The 18533-nt window shown below is 62.0% G+C and carries 16 protein-coding genes; 6 read left to right on the forward strand and 10 right to left on the reverse strand.

Translation table 11 applies throughout. The features are described from left to right. Positions 1-15: 15 nt before the first annotated feature. On the reverse strand, positions 16-738 hold the full coding sequence (locus BEN47_RS21025; protein ID WP_125921668.1) for a hypothetical protein: 723 nt from the start codon (positions 736-738) through the stop codon (positions 16-18). 199 nt (positions 739-937) lie between these two features. Here BEN47_RS21025 and BEN47_RS13210 point away from each other — a divergent pair, with 199 nt between their 5' ends. Then, positions 938-3067 (forward strand): TonB-dependent receptor family protein, encoded by a 2130-nt coding sequence (locus BEN47_RS13210; protein WP_070728871.1) that lies wholly within the window; start codon positions 938-940, stop codon positions 3065-3067. A gap of 67 nt (positions 3068-3134) precedes the next feature. Here the strand turns inward: BEN47_RS13210 and BEN47_RS13215 are convergent, their stop codons facing one another. After that, positions 3135-3428: a hypothetical protein gene (locus tag BEN47_RS13215; protein WP_070728872.1), complete on the reverse strand. Its 294-nt coding sequence runs from the start codon at positions 3426-3428 to the stop codon at positions 3135-3137. A gap of 118 nt (positions 3429-3546) precedes the next feature. Further along, on the reverse strand, positions 3547-3996 hold the full coding sequence (locus tag BEN47_RS13220; RefSeq protein WP_070728873.1) for a hypothetical protein: 450 nt from the start codon (positions 3994-3996) through the stop codon (positions 3547-3549). 159 nt (positions 3997-4155) lie between these two features. On the opposite strand from BEN47_RS13220, the gene BEN47_RS13225 reads away from it, so the two are divergent. Next, positions 4156-4431: a GNAT family N-acetyltransferase gene (locus BEN47_RS13225; RefSeq protein WP_070728874.1), complete on the forward strand. Its 276-nt coding sequence runs from the start codon at positions 4156-4158 to the stop codon at positions 4429-4431. 44 nt (positions 4432-4475) lie between these two features. Continuing rightward, positions 4476-5045 carry a DUF3575 domain-containing protein gene (locus BEN47_RS13230; RefSeq protein ID WP_070728875.1) on the forward strand — a complete coding sequence of 190 codons (570 nt, stop codon included), beginning with the start codon at positions 4476-4478 and terminating at the stop codon, positions 5043-5045. Between the two features lie 358 nt (positions 5046-5403). Here the strand turns inward: BEN47_RS13230 and BEN47_RS13235 are convergent, their stop codons facing one another. Then, positions 5404-7743: an endonuclease gene (locus tag BEN47_RS13235; RefSeq protein ID WP_070728876.1), complete on the reverse strand. Its 2340-nt coding sequence runs from the start codon at positions 7741-7743 to the stop codon at positions 5404-5406. 138 nt (positions 7744-7881) lie between these two features. On the opposite strand from BEN47_RS13235, the gene BEN47_RS13240 reads away from it, so the two are divergent. After that, positions 7882-8181, forward strand: a complete 300-nt coding sequence (locus BEN47_RS13240; protein ID WP_070728877.1) for a rhodanese-like domain-containing protein — start codon at positions 7882-7884, stop codon at positions 8179-8181. Between the two features lie 153 nt (positions 8182-8334). On the opposite strand, the gene BEN47_RS13245 is transcribed toward BEN47_RS13240, so the two are convergent. From BEN47_RS13245 to BEN47_RS13270, 6 genes are all read right to left on the reverse strand, one after another. Further along, positions 8335-10230 (reverse strand): RecQ family ATP-dependent DNA helicase, encoded by a 1896-nt coding sequence (locus BEN47_RS13245; protein ID WP_070728878.1) that lies wholly within the window; start codon positions 10228-10230, stop codon positions 8335-8337. A 290-nt stretch (positions 10231-10520) separates the two neighbouring features. Then, positions 10521-10967, reverse strand: a complete 447-nt coding sequence (locus BEN47_RS13250; RefSeq protein ID WP_070728879.1) for a DUF3828 domain-containing protein — start codon at positions 10965-10967, stop codon at positions 10521-10523. Positions 10968-11061: 94 nt separating this feature from the next. Next, entirely contained in the window at positions 11062-11460 is a 399-nt protein-coding gene (locus BEN47_RS13255; RefSeq protein ID WP_070728880.1) for a response regulator, read from the reverse strand. A gap of 27 nt (positions 11461-11487) precedes the next feature. Then, positions 11488-13581, reverse strand: a complete 2094-nt coding sequence (locus tag BEN47_RS13260; RefSeq protein WP_070728881.1) for a PAS domain-containing sensor histidine kinase — start codon at positions 13579-13581, stop codon at positions 11488-11490. A gap of 405 nt (positions 13582-13986) precedes the next feature. Further along, on the reverse strand, positions 13987-14766 hold the full coding sequence (locus BEN47_RS13265) for a hypothetical protein (RefSeq protein WP_070728882.1): 780 nt from the start codon (positions 14764-14766) through the stop codon (positions 13987-13989). 320 nt (positions 14767-15086) lie between these two features. Beyond that, entirely contained in the window at positions 15087-15746 is a 660-nt protein-coding gene (locus BEN47_RS13270; protein WP_035561930.1) for an ABC transporter ATP-binding protein, read from the reverse strand. Between the two features lie 136 nt (positions 15747-15882). Between BEN47_RS13270 and BEN47_RS13275 the strand changes: the two genes are divergently transcribed. Next, positions 15883-17046, forward strand: a complete 1164-nt coding sequence (locus BEN47_RS13275; RefSeq protein WP_083322414.1) for a glycoside hydrolase family 113 — start codon at positions 15883-15885, stop codon at positions 17044-17046. Between the two features lie 218 nt (positions 17047-17264). Next, complete coding sequence (sucC, locus tag BEN47_RS13280; protein WP_070728883.1) at positions 17265-18461, forward strand: ADP-forming succinate--CoA ligase subunit beta; 1197 nt, start codon at positions 17265-17267, stop codon at positions 18459-18461. Positions 18462-18533: the final 72 nt, after the last annotated feature.

Raw genomic sequence — 18533 nt, forward strand, 5'->3', positions numbered from 1 at the left:
TCAAAATAACGCAGGCTAGGCTGCACGCCACGCTCGGATAATGCGCCAGCTGCTGAGCATCGTTATCAAGGCAAGTACGCAGAGGGATGCCCGCCATTCCGGTTGCCGAAGTGACTGAGGAAACCGCAGCCATTCCAGCTGCCAAAAATCCGTCACCCAATTGTCAAATTGCACCCGAAACGGCAAAGGGGGAGGAGTAGGCTCCTTAATGTACCTAATGTCATCGCCCGACAAACAAGCATCCAGGTCTGTCAGTGGGTTATAAGCATAAGTTAATGCGTAAAAAGTGACAGGGAAATGGTGAAAATCAATCCAGTACTTTTTAAACTCTTCTTTGTTCATGAGATTTAAGAGAAATACCAATTGTTCGTAGCGTGCTTCTCGAGCAAATCGCACTCGGACTCCACTACCTTGAGCAGTGTCAGCTTTAATTGCACGTATAGCAGTCGTTATCCAATCCTGTGTCTGCAAATCAGATTTAGGATTGCCGGAAAAATAGGCTTCTCGCCAAGGACGCAACTTTTGAGCTTCGGCAGGCGTGATTATGTAATAGCCCAACTCTGGTGAATTGGAGTGTTTAATTGTTGGCACAGTTAGTTGCACCACATACATCGGTTTAAGTTGCTCCTTCCACAGCCCCACCATCACGCACCCCAGCCACAATAGCCCCGCCAGCGCCAGCAGGCCCGGCGGAAACAGCAGCTTGCGGCGGTGGCGGCGGGGTAGGTAAAAACGCATTATTGACTGGGGTTGAGATTGTAGAGACGCATCCTTGCGTTTCGTCGTCGAACGACTCCACACGAAGAACCTTGGACTAGATGTTCAACGACGAGACGCAAAGATGCGTCTCTACAACTGCCAAAATTTACAGGAATCATTGCCGGGTAGCAACAATTCGCGTACTCCGCTGGTCTGCCTCGTCACGCCATCACGTTCCATGTCCCTCCGCTACCTGTTGCTTTTGCTGCTGGCGCTGCCGCTGCGGCCCGCCCGCGCCCAAACGCCCACCGATACCACCCGCGCCGTGGCCCTGCCCGAAGCCACCGTGACGGGCTACGGCCAGCAACTGCCGCTGCGTCGCACCGCCGCCGCCATCGGCGTGATTGATGCCCTTATTATTGAGCAGTTCAACCCCGCCGCTCTCACGCAGGCCGTGAATACGCTGCCTGGGGTGCGGCTGGAAGAGCGCGCCACCGCCAGCTACCGCCTCAGTATTCGGGGCAGCACGCTGCGCTCGCCCTTTGGCGTGCGCAACGTGAAGGTGTACTACAACGGTATCCCCTTCACCGAGGCCAGCGGCAGCACCCCGCTCAACCTGCTCGACCCCGCCCTCATCGGGCGGCTGGAGGTGCTGAAGGGGCCGGCCGGCAGCGTGTACGGCGCGGGTACGGGCGGCGTGGCCCTGTTCGGCACGCCGGAAGTGGCGGCGGGCACCAGCCGCGTGGCGGCTGGCGTCGCGGTGGGCAGCTACGGGCTACGGCGCAGCACCGTCACGGCCGAAACGGGCAGCGCCACCAGCAGCGTGCGCGCCCAGTACGCCCACCAGGAGCTGGATGGCTACCGCGAGCAAAGCGCGCTCCGGCGCGACGTTTTTGCCTTGGACGTGCGCTCCGTGGCTTCGCCTAAAACCACGCTGGCGGCGCACTTGCTCTACACCGATATAAATTACCAGCTGCCCGGCGGTCTCACCCGCGCGCAGTTTGCGGCCAACCCGCGGCAGGCGCGGCCGGGCACGGCTACCGCGCCCGGCACCGTGGCGCAGCGGGCTTCCTACGCGTCGCGCTACGGTTTGCTCGGCCTCACGCACGAATACCGGTTTACCGACCAGCTGGAGCTGCAAACCACCCTTTACGGCAGCGGTACGGCCATTCGCACGCCCTTTCTGGTGGATTATGAGCGCAATACCGCCCTGGGCCTGGGCGGGCGCACGGCCCTGAGCTACCGCACCAGCCTGGCCGGGCGCGTGCTGCGGCTGCAGGGCGGCGGCGAGTATCAGGGCAGCTTTGCCGATGCGCGCAGCTACCAAAATAACCGCGGCTCTGTGGGTGCTTTGCGCTACAACGACGAAATCACGACAAGCACCGGCTTCGCATTTGCCCAGGCCGACTACAGCCTACCCGCCGATTTCCTGCTCACCGTGGCCGCCAGCTACAACCGCCTCCGCTACCGCATTGCGCGCGTGAGCAACGCAGCCACCCAGCCCGATGCCTACCAGTTCAGCCGCGGTTTCCGTCCCGAAGTTTCCCCCCGCATCGCGCTGCTCAAGGAACTCAGTCCCACGCTTTCGGCCTATGCCAACCTGAGTACCGGTTTTTCGCCGCCCACCATCGAAGAAATCCGCCCTTCCGACGCCAGCCTCAACCGCGAGCTGCAGGCCGAGCGCGGCACGAGCTACGAAGTGGGCGTGCGGGGCAGCGCCTTCGCCAACCGCCTGCGCTACGAGTTGAATGCCTTCGATTTTCGGCTGCGCGAAACCGTGGTCAGCAGCACCACCGACCAGGGCGTGGTAGTATTCCGCAACACCGGTCGTACCACCCAGCGCGGCCTCGAAGCAGCCGTGAGCGGCTGGCTGTGGCGGCAGCGCCGGGTGATGTCGGTTACTTATCGGGACCCAACCAAAAAGATGCCCCGACAGGAAGAAACCGGCCTGCGCGCCTGGGGCAGCTACGCCTACAATAACTTTCGTTTCGGTAGCTACACCGCCGGCGGGCAGGACCTGCGCGGCAACCGCCTCACGGGCACCACGCCCCACACCTTCAGCGCCGGCCTGGATTTCAGCGAGCGGCTCGGCTTTTATTTCAGCCCCAACCTCAGCCACCAGGCGCGGGTAGTGCTCACCGATGCCAACACTGAGCGGGTGCCCGGCTATTGGGTTTTCGGCGCCCGCGGGGGTTGGCGGCGCACGCTGGCGAGCCACCTCGAAACCAATTTGTACGCGGGCATCGACAACGCCACCGACCGCAACTACAGCCTGGGCAACGACCTGAACGCCTTCGGGAAGCGGTATTTCCAGCCCGCGCCGGGCCGCAGCTGGTACACCGGGGCCCAGCTGGGCTGGCGCTGGTAACGGGCGGGTCGAAACCAAAAACGGCTTCCATCGCGTGATGGAAGCCGTTTTTTCTGAAATGGCAAGCTTAACCCTGGTTCGGGGTTTGCTCTTCGGGCAGAGTGAAGGCGCGGTCGCTGGGGTTGGTCAGCTCGCGGGGCAGGTTTTCGTCGGAGGCCGGCTCGGGACCGGCGGCGTTCATCGCCTGCGTATCTATCCGCAGGGAGTCGTCCATCTCGTCGGCTTTTTCCTGGCCCGAGGAATTGTTGTTGTCCAGGACCTGGCCGTAGGTAGCCGCATTGAGCATGGCGGTAGAAGCGCCGTCGCCGATGTTGGGGTCCTGGCTGGTACTGTCGTTTTGTTCTTCGTTTTGAGGAGACATGGGAGGGTTCGTTAGTCGTGCTGAGTTGTTAGTTTTTCGTTGTTGGTTGGTAGTTGGGGACGGCCCTTGTACACGGAGAGAATTGCCCAACAACTGACAACCAACAACCAGCAACTAATTATTTATGTGTGTCGGTGCTGTCCGATTCGTTGCGGGTGTTGTGGGTGCCGCCACCGGCCCAGCGGGGGTCGTCTTTGGCCCAGGCCGCACGCTGCTCGTCGTTGTTTTCGTCTTGGGTGGCGCGCACGGCGGCGGGGTCCTGGTTCTGCTCCACGTGGCCGGTCTGGTCGGCGGGGTTGGCGGGGGCGTCATTCGCATCCTTTTCGCTGCGGAACTCGCTGAACTCGTCCGGGTTATCGTTCGAGCCGTCGCGGCCGGCGGGCCGGGCCGTGGCGTCCTCAGTACCCGTGGAGTTGGCGGGTTTCACGCCGCCAAATTCGCCATAGGTGGGTTTGTGTGCGTTCACCGCCGGGTCGTTGGGGTTGGGATTGGCTGAAGCCGCACGCTCCTGCTGGTCTTCGGGACGAGAATCGTTGTCCGGCGGGCTGGGGGTGTTTTGCGTATCCATGGGGAAAGAAGAAAGAAGGGAAGAAAGAGTAAGAACAAACAGGACAAGCCCGTTTCCGAGGTTCTTTACGTAAACCAGCCGCCGCCGGTCATTTCTACTCGTATGGCCTACCGTTTACCTTCTATTTTCCCATTGCGTAGCCCTACCAGTCTTTTCCCTATGTCCATTCAGCACAGCCCCGACGACCAGCAGTTTACCACTACCCGCGACGGCTTCGAGGCCGAACTGGCCTACTCGTACCCCGCCGATGGGGTCATTGACTTCACCCACACCTTCGTTGATGAAGGCCTCCGCGGCAAAGGCGTGGCCGACGAACTGGCCCGCACCGCCATGGCCTTTGCCCAGGAAAAAAAGCTAAAAGTGAAAACCAGCTGCACCTTCATGGCCGGCTTCGTGGCCCGCAACAGGGACGAGTACGCCGACGTGCTGGCTTAAATACTTAGGTAGTCATATCTTTCCTCGGCTTAGCTACCTGCCGCATGCACTTTCTACGACCTGCTACCTGCCTGACGGCTGCACTTTCGGTGACCTTTGTAGGCCGGGTTGCTGCCCAGACGGTCACGGTCAAAGCCAGCATTAATCCTCTGCTTTCTGTGGAAGAACGGATTCCCCTATCAGCTGGCCTGGGGCTGGAAGTGGGCCTGACGTCGCACTCCGCCTTACAGCTATTTGGCAGCTACCGTCACTTCCGGGCGCAGGACGAGGAGCCCGACACCGGCCCCAAGCTTTATCTTGACTACCGGTATTATTTCGCTGCTGAGCAGCCCCAAACCGGCTTTTTCGCGAGCCCTTTTCTGGGCGTAGGCCGGCTAAAGCTGGGGTTGGGTGACGTGCCCCTATCCGGTGCTGTGCGGGGCAAACGCACAGAGCAGGAGGCGGGCCTGTTACTCGGGTACCAGCAAGTCTTTTCCCGGCTTACTTTGGATGCTTTTGCCGGACCAGCATATCGGTGGGAGACGACGCGTTACGCCACTCTTCCCTTCAGCCAAAAATCAGTCTTTCTCTGGCTGCGCGCAGGGTTCTCAGTGGGACTGCGCGTTAAGAAGTAATCAGCCCGCTATTGTTCCTTCTCTACGATTCGTCTGTAGCCTTTTTGCTGGTTGATGAGGGCTCCAGGACAAGCGCTACAGCCGATTTATGGGGATGGCAAGTGCCAAGACTGGGGGCCGTGCAGAGCATGGCCGCCGGCGCGGGACCAGTCAACTTGACGCACAGTAGTAAGCAGAGGGAATATTTTTTGCCCAAGTCCAGCAGCAGCAATGGGCGCCGTGCCTATGCCAACTCCTGCAAAAACCGCATATTTCTACCCTCCTGTCAACCGATGCATAAGTCCTGGGGTGCTAAAAAACGAAAAGCCCCAACCGCATCACACGGCCGGGACTTTTCAGATTCGGGGCTAAACAAGTGCTATTGCACCACCAGGCGGCCGGTGTACTCCGCATCGGCCACGGTTACGCGCACGGCGTATATGCCTGCGGGCAAGCCGTGCAGGTCAACCTGCGCGCCCACCGTGGCGCTGAGCGAAGCCGTGCGCTGGCGCACGGAGCGGCCCAGCATGTCCAGTACCTCCACGGTAGCGGTGCGGGCGGCCGTTAGGCCGGGCAGGCGCACCTGCACGGTTTCGGTAGCGGGGTTGGGGGCAAGTTCGAGGGTGTTGCGCTGCAGCGAGGCCGTGCGGGTAGCCGAAACCGTGCCGCAGGCCGTGCTGGTGTAGCTGCCCACGCCCGAGAAGTTATCCACGCCGCCCGATGCCCAGGTGCTGCTGCCGAAGGGACCGTTCCAGCGGCCGCCCTGGTTGGTGGCGGGCAGGCGGACCATGGTGTTGTTCAGCGTCGAGCCGTTGGTGATGGTCCAGGAGATGGGGCGCTGGCCAATCACACCGATAACGTCCAGCGTGTCCGTGCCGTCGAAGAGGGCAATGGCGTCATCGCCGTTGAAGAAGGCCACGTTGCTCTGAATGTCGGCCGCGGCCGCCACAGTGGCATCCGTCACGTCCGTGTTCACGATGACGTACACGTCGCCGGGCGCTACGGTGCCCGCCAGGCCCAGAACGAACGTGGGCGTGGTGCTGGCCCCGTTGGCGTACAGCACCACCCGCTTGCCGTTCAGCGACATGGGCGCGGTGGTGGGGTTGTAGATTTCCAGCACCTTGGTATTGCCCGTGTTCGATTCCACGTACTGCGAGAAGTAGGGCTTGGTGCACGGCGCGGCTGGCGGCGGTGTATCGTCGTTCACAATCGTGAGCACGTGGGCGTTGGGGGTGCCCCGGAGAACGAAGGGATTGGAGGGCGTGCCCAGTAGCAGACGCACGGTTTCGTTGGGCTCAAAGGTGGCATCGCCGGCCACGGTCACGGTCACGGGCTGGGTGAGGGCCGTGGCGCTGGCGAAGGTGAGGCTGGTCGTGCTCAAGGTGTAGTCGGTGGGGCTGGTGGCGGTGGTGCCGGCGGCGTCCACGGTCACGGGCACCGTGAAGGGAAAGGCGAGGCTGCCGGGGTTGGCCAGCGTCACGTTGGCGGTGTAGGTGGTGGTGCCGGTGTTGCCTTCCGGAATACTGCCCGCAGCAGCGGCAAAGGCAATGGTAGGCGCGGGGCCGTCGTCGTTGGTGATGGTGAGGATGTGCGCGCCCGGCGAGCCCACGCTGCTGCCGGTGCTGGGGTTGGTCAGGCTCAGGACTACGGTTTCATCGGCTTCGGGCTGGGTGTCGCCGTTCACGGTCACGGTCACGGTCTGGCTGGTGCTGCCGGCCGCGAACGTCACCGTAGCCGGCGCGGCGAAGCTGAAGTCGCTGCCGTTGGTGGCGGTGGAGTTGGCTGCGTCCACGTTCACTTGCACAGTCGTGGCCGTGGTGGCGGCGGGGCTCAGGGTCAGCGTGAGGGTGTAGGCACTGGTGCCGGCGTTGCCTTCGGCAATGGTGCCGGTGGTGGCAGCAAAGCTAAACGTAGGGCCGGCCGGGGCGAAGCCCCAGGCCGTGGCCACGGAAGCCGGGTGGGCAATGTAGGGGTTGAAGTTGCCCTGGCTGGCGGCTACGCGGTTGTTGCGCTCAATCTCGCGGGCATCAACCGGGTCGGCCAGATGCCAGCGGTACAGGGTGGGCAGGTCGGCCAGTGCCCCGATAACACCCTTGCCCGCATCGAAACTCTCGTTGGCGTGCATGGTGTAGAAGTAGAACGCCGCGCGGGCCAGGTTGCCCTTGTGGTCTTCGCGGGGCTCAAACTGCGAGTTCGTGTCCTCGCTGTACTCGTCGATGTTGCTCGTCGGGATGGTGGTCAGGCGGGTGGTGTTGCGCAGCCAGCCCAGGGTGCTGGCGTCCGGAATGTCGGCAAACGGGTCGGCGCCCCGGTCCGAGTTCCACTGAATGCGGGTGGGGTAGAGGTGGTGAATGTCGGAGCGCATGCGCACCACTTCATCGAACCACGACTGCGGAATGGTGTGCTCGGTGTTGATGTCGCGGACCACGCCCGGGTTAGTGCTGGTCGAGTTGAAGGGCACGTTCTCGGAATAACCCGAATACACGCAGGTGATGGTGTTGTTAACGTTGTCGATGTAGTTGTACATCCGGCCGCGGGCCGTGCTGTAGTCCAACACCACGCGTTTGCCGTCGTACCAGTTGGCACGGTACCAGTCGCGCAGGGCCACGCCTTCGAGGTTGGCGGGGGCGGCGGCGGGCATTGCCGGCACGGTTTGGGCGCTGAGGGCGGCGGGCAGCAAAGCCAGCGCCAGGCACAAAGAAGTAAAAAGGTGTTTCATACGATGATAACAAGCCGGGAAAGAAACAAAGATAACAACCCGGACCGGTGGCACGAACTGCCCGCCCGTTACCAAACCAAGTATAGTTGGGCTGTACTTTCGCTGCGTCATTTTCACTCATTTCATACCCTTTCACTCATGCCCGACATCACCCCCGCCGAACTCCACCAGCGCCAGCAAGCCAGCGAAACCCCCACCATCATCGACGTGCGCGAAACCTGGGAGCACGAGGAAGGCCGCATCCCCGGCGCCCAGAACATCCCCCTCAACTCCCTGCCCGAGAAGCTCGACGACCTCGACGAGCTGAAGGACCAAGAAGTCATCGTGCATTGCAAGGGCGGCAGCCGCGCAACTTCGGCCAAAGCGTACCTCACCCAGCAGGGCTTCACCAACGTGCGCAACCTGGAAGGTGGCTTTCAGGCCTACCAGCAAGGATAGGGCGTTGCGCCCGGCGTTTTGGCTACGCACGTAAGCGGCGCTGCCATTGACCTCACCCCCGGCCCCTCTCCCGCGGAGAGGGGAGCCTGACGATTACAGCCGAAAGGGTCGCCGTGGCTCCCCTCTCCGCGGGAGAGGGGCCGGGGGTGAGGTTTACGGGGCCACCACTACCACCAATTTTCCATCCGCCGCGTACGCCAGTTCGCCCCGGTCCACCAGCTCGCGCACGGTGGCTGTGACGGCCGCCGCATGTCGAGGCTCGAAAGCCGCTAGCAGCTCCCGGGGGCTTTGGCTCGCCTGGCGCACCTGGGCCAGCACCGGCTCGCGCAGCGAGGGCACGGCGGCCGTGGCCTGGGCCGCCTTTTTATCGGCCAGGCAGCTATCGCACACGCCGCAGCGGGCCGGGTCGGTTTCGTCGAAATACGTGAGCAGCAGCACCTGCCGGCAGCGCGTGCCGCCCAGGTACTGGCCCACGGCGTTGGTTTTGGAGCGGGCCAGGTCGCGGGCCGCCGTCATGCGCACCTGGTCGATGGGCAGCTTGGGCGCATCGAAGCGGGGCGTGGTGAACATGGCCTGCGGCGACGCCTGTCGGGGCTGGTAGTGCAGAATGCCGGCCGTGTGCAGGTAACGCAGCTGCTGGCGCACTTCCACCACGCTACGGCGCAGGTGCGTGGCCACGGCATTCTCCGAAATGGTCTGGAAATCGGCAAACAGCTCGCCGCCGTGCAGCCGCAGCAGCGCCTTTATTAATTGGTCGTGCTGCGCGTTGGCCACCTGGAAGGCGTACAAATCCTGATGGTTCAGAATGAGGTGCACCCGCGCCGGCGTGTTCACGGCCTCGTTGAGCTGCACGAAGCCTTCGCGCTGCAAAATCTTCAGCGAGTTGTGGGCATCTACGGCTTTGATGCGGTAGGTCTCGGCAAACTGCTGTAGGTCGAACTCAAACGCGGCCAGTTCGCCGCCGCCCACCGCCGTGCGTGAGTAGTTGGCCAGCGCTTGGTACACGCGCCGCACCGTATCGAGCGGCGGAAACGACTGGTTGGTGCGGCGGCGCAGCTCGTCGGCGTCGTTGGGACCGGCTAGCAGCACGGCAAAGGCGTACTGGCCGTCGCGCCCGGCGCGGCCTGCCTCCTGGTAGTAGGCCTCCAGCGTATCGGGCGCGTCGAGGTGGGCCACGAGGCGCACGTCGGGCTTGTCGATGCCCATGCCGAAGGCGTTGGTGGCCACGATGAGGCGGGTTTTGTTGGCAATCCAATCCTGCTGCACCTGGGTGCGCTTCTCGGGAGGCAAGCCGGCGTGGTAGGCGGCGGCGGCAAACTTGTGCTGCTGCAGAAACGCGGCCGTGTCCTCCGTCTGCCGGCGGGTGCGGGCGTACACGATGGCGGTTTTGTTGGGCCCCACGCCGCGCACCACTTCCAGCAGTCGGCGCAGCTTGTCCTCAGTATGCAGCACCGAGTACGAGAGCTTGGGCCGGGCAAAGCTCTGCCGAAACACGCCCGAACCCGGACCAAACTTCAGCTTCTCCACAATGTCGGCCTGCACCTGGGCCGTGGCCGTGGCCGTGAGGGCGATGACCGGCGTGCCCGGCGGCAGAGCGTCCCGAAGCTCCGCAATCCGCAAATACGGCGGCCGAAAATCGTAGCCCCACTGCGAGAGGCAGTGGGCCTCGTCTACGGCCAGCAGGCCCACGTTCATCTTCGCCACCCGCACCTGAAACAGCTCCGTGAGCAGCCGCTCGGGCGACACGTACAGGAACTTCACGCTACGGCCGTACACGCAGTTATCCAACGCGTGGTCGATTTCCTGGTGGCTCATGCCCGCGTAGATGGCCTCCGCTTTCAGCCCGCGTCGGCGCAGGTTGTCCACCTGGTCCTTCATCAGGGCAATGAGCGGCGACACCACCAGGCAGATGCCCGGCCGCGCCAGCGCTGGCACCTGGAAGCAGATGCTTTTGCCACCGCCGGTGGGCAACAGCGCCAGCGTATCGTGCCCGGCCAGCACGGAATTAATGATGTCCTCCTGGCCGGCCGGAACGCTGTGTGACCCCAATGCTCGCGCAGCAGCGCCAGAGGCGAGGTTTCGGTAGGAGGGGAGGGCATAGGGCGAAGGTACTGCCGCGTGTAGCTAACCAAAGGTTGCTGGCCTTGCTGCCTTTGCGTTGCTCAGTAAGACAGTCAAATGGGCGAAACATACCCTCAGTAGTAGTTCACGAAACTCATCCCCAATCAGCATTTCGTAAACTTTGAATCGTAGACGGGTTTCTTAAACTCGTACTGCCCTGCAGTGGCCCGCTGGCACCTAGTGCCGGGCATCTGCGAGGAGTTTACCCAAAGGAGCCTTTATTTGATGGAGGCTATTTTAACCGCCTTGCCTTGTTGGAGGACCGTCACGTGAATGGTGGTCTTTTCAGTAGGGGCGGACCCATACGAAACCCTATACCCGTTTAATACCTTGGCATCTTTCTGGACGGACAAGGTATTGACCCAGGCAATGTCCACGTCTTGCGCGTACAGAAACGGGTCTGTTTCCAGGTGCCTGCTGGCGTATTGTGCCTGAATTTTTCGGAACAGACTGGCCGTGCAATACTCTTTTTGCAAGGCCAATGCTTGGGCCAGGTTAGCCCGCGTGGGTGCCTGTGCTCCAACCGTGATGTACGCAGTGTAAAACGCCTTTAACATCGCCCCAGCCGCTCGGTCCGCTGGGGTGGAGCGCGCTTGTCCACTCCCATAGCAGGGCAGCAGCACCCAGCCGAGGCAAAAGATAATCCATCGAATGTCCGCGTTCATTCCAAAGGGCTAGGTTATCTACAAAGGTGGTTTAGGAAAACGGTCGAAATTTTAGCTTAGTAAAATTTCTGGCGTCGCATAAAGCCCGGTTGCTTTACCGTTGAAAGTGCAGCTGCATAATGTTCTCGATTTTCTCCTTGGTCAGTGGCTTGCTGACCAGCCCGGCGATGTTGAGCTCTTCGAGGCGGGACAGGTCGCGGGCGTCCATGGTGGTGGTGAGCATGATAACGACCGTGGCGCTGCGCTGGGCCTGGGGCAGGCGCTTGTATGCTTCCAGGAACTGGATGCCGTTCATGCCCGGCATGTTCACGTCCAGCAGAATGAGTGCGGGTGCGGTGGGGCCGGCGCTGTTCTCAATAAGGTCCAGGGCCTGATTGCCGTTTTCGGCCACCAGCAGCTGGTCCGTGACGCCGAGGCTCTGAAACAGCAGCTCGTTCAAGAAATTGTTGGTCGAATCGTCGTCGACCAGGAGCACGCTCGAAAGCTTTTTCATGCCAGCAGGGGAATAAAAGATGAAGGGCTAGCCTGCGTTAGGCAGCGTAACGGTGAAGGTGGATCCCACGCCTGGCTGGCTTTGCACTGCGATGCTGCCGCCGGCGTTCTCCACCATTTTCTTGACCATGTACAAGCCCACACCCGAGCCGGGCACATGGCCGTGCAGGCGGCGAAACATGCGGAATAATTCGGTTTGCTGCGCCGCACTCAGGCCCAGTCCGTTGTCCTGCACCTCCAGCACCACCTGGTCGGGGGCGGCGTGGCAGCGCAACTGCACTTCGGGGGCCCGGTCGGGCGTCCGGTACTTCACGGCGTTGCTGAGCAGGTTGTAAACGATGGAGCGCATGTTTTTGGCCGAAAAGCGGACCGTGAAGCACGCGGCCAGGTCCACGGTGAGCGTGGCCCCGGCGGCGGTCAGCTCGGGCAGCATGTCGAGGCGCACGGCGTCGACCAGCGTGGGCAAGTCAATTTCTTCGGCGAGGTGGCCGGGCTGCCCCTGCTGCAGGCGCGTCACGTCGGTGAGGTGGCCCAGCGTTTGCTGGAAGCGGGCCACCGCGTCGTCCATCATGCCGAGCAGGCGCGGCACCAGCGGGACTTCGAAGGCCGTGGCCGGCAGATGCTCGCGCAGAGCCAGCAGCAGGCCTTCGACGTTGGTGATGGGCGACTTCAGGTCGTGCGAAGCCGAATAAACGAAGGTATCCAGGTCGGAGTTGGTGCGCGTGAGGCGGTTGTTGGCAACTTTCAGCTCCTCGTTGGTAGCCAGCATTTCCTGGTTGATGGCGGCCAGCTCCGCATTCAGGGCGTGCACTTGTTGGCGGGCCAGCACCTGGTCAGTCACGTCGTAGACAAACGCCGCCACGCCCACAATGCGGCCTTCCTCGCGGTAGGCCTGGTAGGCAAACGTGACGTAGCGCGGGCTGCCGGGATGCAGTTTGGCCAGCGGCATGTCGATGACGGCCTGGCTTTCGCCGGTGGCGTATACCATGTCCATCAGCTCGACCAGGCCCGCCAGCCGGATGCGTGGGTATACCTCCGACAGGGTGTGGCCGCGCAGCGGCCCGGTCCACGCTTCGGGCGGAAACAGCTCCACGAAGGCCGGGTTGAAGTGGTCGATGCGGTGGTCGGGCTCGCGCAGCAGCACGATGGACACCGGCGTCTGCTCGAATATCTGGAACAAGTCCTGTCGCTGCTGGGCCTGGCGCTGCACCACGGCCAGCATGGCGGCCTGCACCGTCTCGGCCTGCTTGCGGGACCGCACCCGGTCGGTGACGTCCGCGATGAACACCAGGATGCCCTGCGGACGCTCCTGGCCGTCGAACAGCGGCTGGTAAATAAAGTCGATGTACCGCGTCTCGGCCGACCCCGCGGCGGCACCCGGCAGCAGGAGCACCGTTTCGGTGCCGCTGAAGGGCTGGCCGGTGGTGTACACTCGGTCAAGCAGGGCCAGGAAACCCTGTTCCCTGATTTCGGGCAGCATCTCGGCCACCGTGCGGCCTTGCGCGGCGCGGCCCGCCACCAGGCGCTGGTAGTGGTCGTTGAAGAACGAATAGCGGTGCTCGGGGCCGCTGAGCGTGGCGATGGCGGCCGGCACCTGGCCGATAATCTGGCCCAACAGGCCCTGCTGCACCCGGAGATGCTCACGTTGCTGCTCGGCCTCGACGAGGGCGGTGCGGGTTTCGGCCGTGCGGGCGGCCTGTTCGCGGGCCTGGGCCGCCGGCAGCGGGTCTAGGGTGTCGAGGAAGCTGACGACCAACAGCGCCCCCTGCCGCCGGGCCACCAAGTGAAAATAGCTGTCGAGGCCGTCGTGCTGAAAATTAAAGGCCTCGCGCTGGGTTTGCCCCGACAGGAAAGCATCGCGGTAAAAGGCGAAAATACCAACCGGCCCGGCGTTGGGAAAGCGCGTCAGAAAAGACTCCGTGGGGCGCTGCGGCAGCCGCAGCATCTGCTGGGCGGCGGGGTTGAGGTACTCGTAGGCCAGGTCGGTCATCGTCTCGCCGGTCGCGTCGTAAACCGGGCGCAACAGCACGAAGCCCGTCAGGGCGATTTCCATTAGTGTGAGCGAGAAATCGTTGGGGCCCGCCAGGTCAGCGGGAAGGGTCGAAGCTGGCGTATCGAGCATAGGGGGAGATGTGCAGGCTAGAATACAGGTTCCTTCGCTTCGGGTTCCGGGTCGGCTTGCCTGGCTTTAGCGTAGGGGTTTGCCAAGGGCTGAATGACAACTGCGGCCGGTCGAGCACGGTACTGCAGGTCCAGCCTTTGCGCCCGGTTACGCTGCCTTGCGCATGGAAGTTCGCTGCCACGCTTTTAAAAACGAAACTGCCAGGTGGCAGCGGACTGTGTTACCAGCCTGCCCAGGAAGGTGCGACGAACCACTGACCACGGATTACTTCACCCCAGGGACTACCAACGAAACGCGGCAGCTTCAGCTTTAGAAGACACACGTAGCCCCGCTCGTCTGTAGAAAGGGCAACAAAAAAGCCCGGCACCTCACGGCACCGGGCTCCTTTACTAACAAAACCGAAGCTTAAGCAGCCGCTTTCTCGCCGTTCTCACGGTCATCGATGGCCTTGCGCAGCTTGGCGATGGCCTGAATGGCGCGCTCCTCGTCCAGCCGGTTGATGTTGAGCAGCATCTTGGTCTTCTCGGGGCGGGTGATCACCGGGTGGTTCAGCAAGCGGATGATTTCCTCTTTCTGCGAAGCCGTGGCGTACTGTACCGGGGCGGCCTGCTCGGCGGCCACGGCAGGGACTTCGGTGGGCACTACCTGCATGGCAGGCACGGCCTGGGCTACGGCGGCAGCGGGCGCCACGGTGGCCGTATTGGTGTTGTAATCCATTTCCTCAGCGGGCGTGGGCTCGTAGCCGGCGGCACGGATAATCCAGGCCAGGCAGTTGCGGTAGGCCTTGCCGATGGCACGGGTCTGTGCCATGCTCATGATGGCAAATTCCTGGTAGAATTTCTTCCCGCTCTCCTTATTGGAGCACACAGCGAAGCCAGCGCCCACGGTCGTCTGGTGGCGAAGGTCAAACAGCGTCACCTTGGCCTGGTACTTCATCTCATCGGGGCTGCTCACGTTGATGACGTGCTCCACGATGGGCACGATGCCCAGGCGCGAACCGGCGTACTGCCAGCCCTCCACGTTCACGAACTCCTTACCCTGCACGTTGGTGGTGAGCTTGTTGTCCTTGATGAACTTGGCGAGGTCCTTCGCCAGGTCCAGCGTCTCATCGGAGCGACTGATGTCGTAGCTCTCGACTTTCACTTTTTTGGTAATGTCCTTAGTGGTTTTGGTGGCCTCGTTCATGGCTGTGTTCTTTAGTAATGTGTCCAACTGATGTTCGGGTTTATAACCGAGGCATTGCGAGAAACGTGCCAGAAAAGCCAAAAATATTGGGAAATTTTATTGCTGTTTATCAGGATGTTGAATGGTTTAGTGAAATTTTCATGACTAATCAGATTGGGTGAGTGGCCAGCGTAAGGGTTTTCGCTTGTTGAGTGGGCCATAAAGCTTTCCCGCAGAGGAGCGCAGAGGATTTACGCAGAGGGCCGCAGAAAAATAAATCCTCTGCGGCCCTCTGCGTAAATCCTCTGCGTTCCTCTGCGGGAACCAATCGTTGGTATTCTTTACCCGCCTTCCACGATGTGGCCGTCGCGCATCACAATCTTGCGGTCAGCCATTTCGGCCAGCTGGTCGTTGTGCGTCACGATGACGAAGGTCTGGCCCAGCTCTTTGCGCAGCAGGAAGAAAATCTGGTGCAGCTCCTGGGCGTTCTTGGTGTCGAGGTTGCCGCTGGGCTCGTCGGCGAAAATGATTTCGGGCGAGTTGATGAGGGCGCGGGCCACGGACACGCGCTGCTGCTCGCCGCCGCTCATTTCGCTGGGCTTGTGGTCGGCCCGGAATTCCATGTTGAGCATGCCAAGCAGCTCGCGGGCCCGTACGCGCACTTCTTTTTCGGAGCGGCCAGCCAGATAGGCAGGCAGGCACACGTTTTCGAGCGCCGTGAACTCGGGCAGCAGGTTGTGAAACTGGAAAATGAAGCCAATGTGCCGGTTGCGGAACCGAGCTAGGTCGTTGCGTCCCAGCGTGCTGACGGATTCGCCATCAAACAATACCTCGCCCGAATCGGGGTTGTCCAGGGTGCCGAGAATGTGCAGCAGCGTGCTTTTTCCCGCGCCTGAAGAGCCTACGATGCTGACAATTTCCGACTTTTCAATCGTCAAGTCGATTCCCTTGAGCACGTTCAGGGAGTTGTAGCTCTTGTGAATGTTGATAGCTTGCAGCAACGGAAGGCAACGAAAAGCGTGAGTGATGCGGTAGTGGCAAAGCTACGCAGAATCTACGCGTGCGTTACGGGGCCGCGTACGTGTTGCAAACCGGGCGGCGTGTTTTGAAAATTTGCCAGTGACTGACCTTTCGCTCATGCCTGTATTTTTTGTTTTGCGGCGGCGCTGGTGGCTGCTGTTTCTATTGGCGGCGCTGCCGCTGCTGGCCCTGTGGTCGTGGCCCCGGCATGTTGGGGGCGGGGACGCTGGCCCGGCCCTCAACCGGCAGTTGGCCACCATGCCCTCCGCCTTCGGGGCCGCCCCACCCAGCGGCGCGGGCGCCTTCGACAGCACCCGCCTGCGCGGCGTGAGCTGGGTGGGCGGCGACTCGACTACCGCCGCCGACCTGGAGCCGCTGCGCAAAGCCCACGTGACCTGGATAGCCCAGATGCCCTTCGGCTGGCAGGCCGGGGCCAACGAGCCGCTTATTCGGGTGAGCACCGGGCGGCGGCCCGGCCGGGGCAGCTACTGGGGCGAGAGCGACGCCGGCCTGCTGCACACCGCGCAACTGGCCCACCAGTACGGCATCCGCACCCTTCTCAAGCCCCACCTCTGGGTCCGCGGCAACGGTGCCTGGCCCGGCGACATCAACATGAAGAGCCAGGCCGACTGGGACGCCTGGTTTGCCAGCTACGCCAGCTTTATTCTGCACTACGCCCAAGTGGCCGAGCAGGGCAAATTCGACGCGTTTTGCATTGGTACCGAGTTGCTGCACCCCACCGGGCCCGCCCACGAAAAGGCTTGGCGCCGCCTCATTCGCCAAATCCGGAAGGTGTACCACGGGCCGCTCACCTACGCGGCCAACTGGAGCGGCGAGTACCAGCAAATCCGCTTCTGGGACGCCCTCGACTACGTGGGCATTCAGGCCTATTTCCCCCTGAGCCCAGCCGCCAATCCTTCCCTCGATACCTTGCTAGCCGGCTGGCAGCCCCACCTGCGCGCGCTGGCTGCCTGGCAGAAAAAAATCAAAAAGCCAATTGTGTTCACCGAAGTAGGCTACAAAACCACCCCCGACGCCGCGGCCCGGCCCTGGGAGTGGCCCGAGCGCCTGGCCCTGCCCATTGCCCCCGACGAAGCCACCCAGGCCCGCTGCTACGAGGCCCTGTTTCGGGCCTGCTGGGGCCAGCCGTGGCTGAAAGGCATGTTTATCTGGAAGTGGTACCCCGGCCTAGCACCCGATGGCCCTGCCCGCCGCCACGCCGATTTCACGCCCCAGCACAAGCCCGCCGAAGCCGTGCTGGCCCGCTGGTACGGCATGTAGCACGAGCTAAAACGTAGCATTAGCTTTAGCTTGTGACGAGCGCAGCGAGCAGCCGGTAACGCACCGTTTGACGAGGCCAGCCGCCGAACTCGCTGCGCTCGTCGCAAGCTAAGAGCGTATACTACGAGCACGCAATTGCTACAATCAAGACTGGCCGCCGTACTTTCGTGCCACCAACCGACGGTAAGAGTAGCTAAACCCACCCCTTTACCAACCTTATGAACATTCACGAATACCAGGGTAAGGAAATCCTGAAAAAATACGGTGTCCGTATCCAAGAAGGCATTGTGGCCGATACCCCCGAGGAGGCTGTGGCCGCCGCCGAAAAACTGACGGCTGACACCGGCACCACTTGGTTCGTCATCAAGGCGCAAATCCACGCCGGCGGACGGGGCAAAGGGGGCGGAGTGAAGCTCGCCAAAGGCCTGGACAAGGTGGCCGGCATTGCCAAGGACATCATTGGCATGCAGCTCATTACCAAGCAAACCGGCCCCGAAGGCCGCAAAGTAAACAAGGTGCTGGTAGCCCAGGACGTGTACTACCCCGGCGCTTCGGAGCCCAAGGAGTACTACATGAGCGTGCTGCTGGACCGGGCGTTGGGCAAAAACGTCATCATCTACACCACCGAAGGTGGCATGGACATCGAGGAAGTAGCCGAGGCGCATCCCGAGAAAATTCACCGCGAGCACGTGGACCCCGCCGTGGGCCTGCAGGGCTTCCAGGCCCGCAAAATTGCCTTCAACCTGGGCCTTGAGGGCGAAGCGCAGAAGGAGATGGTGAAATTCGTAACCGCCCTTTACAAGGCCTACGACGAAACCGACAGCGCCATGTTCGAAATCAACCCCGTGTTGAAGACTTCGGATAACAAAATTCTAGCCGTTGACGCCAAAGTGACGCTGGACGAAAACGCCCTCTACCGCCACAAGGATTTCGTGGCCCTGCGCGACTTCAACGAGGAAGACCCCCTGGAAGTAGAAGCCAGCCAGAACAACCTGAACTACGTGAAGCTCGACGGCAACGTGGGCTGCATGGTGAACGGCGCCGGCCTGGCCATGGCCACTATGGACATCATCAAGCTGAGCGGCGGCGAGCCGGCCAACTTCCTCGACGTAGGGGGTGGAGCCAACGCCCAGACGGTAGAGGCGGGCTTCCGCATCATCCTGAAGGACCCGAACGTGAAGGCCATTCTCATCAACATCTTCGGCGGCATCGTGCGCTGCGACCGGGTGGCGAACGGCGTGGTGGAAGCCTACAAGAAAATCGGCGACATCCGCGTGCCCATCATCGTGCGCCTGCAAGGCACCAACGCCGAAGAAGGTGCGCGCATCATCGACGAAAGCGGCCTGCAAGTGAAGTCGGCTACCCTGCTGAAGGACGCTGCCGCCCGCGTGAAAGAAGTACTTGCTACCGCGTAGCGGTAAGTAGTAGTTAAGAAAGAAAAATGGCCGCTCGGAGCATATCCGGCGGCCATTTTTCTTTCTTAACTA

Source organism: Hymenobacter lapidarius (genome assembly GCF_001816145.1).
Classification (GTDB): domain Bacteria; phylum Bacteroidota; class Bacteroidia; order Cytophagales; family Hymenobacteraceae; genus Hymenobacter; species Hymenobacter lapidarius.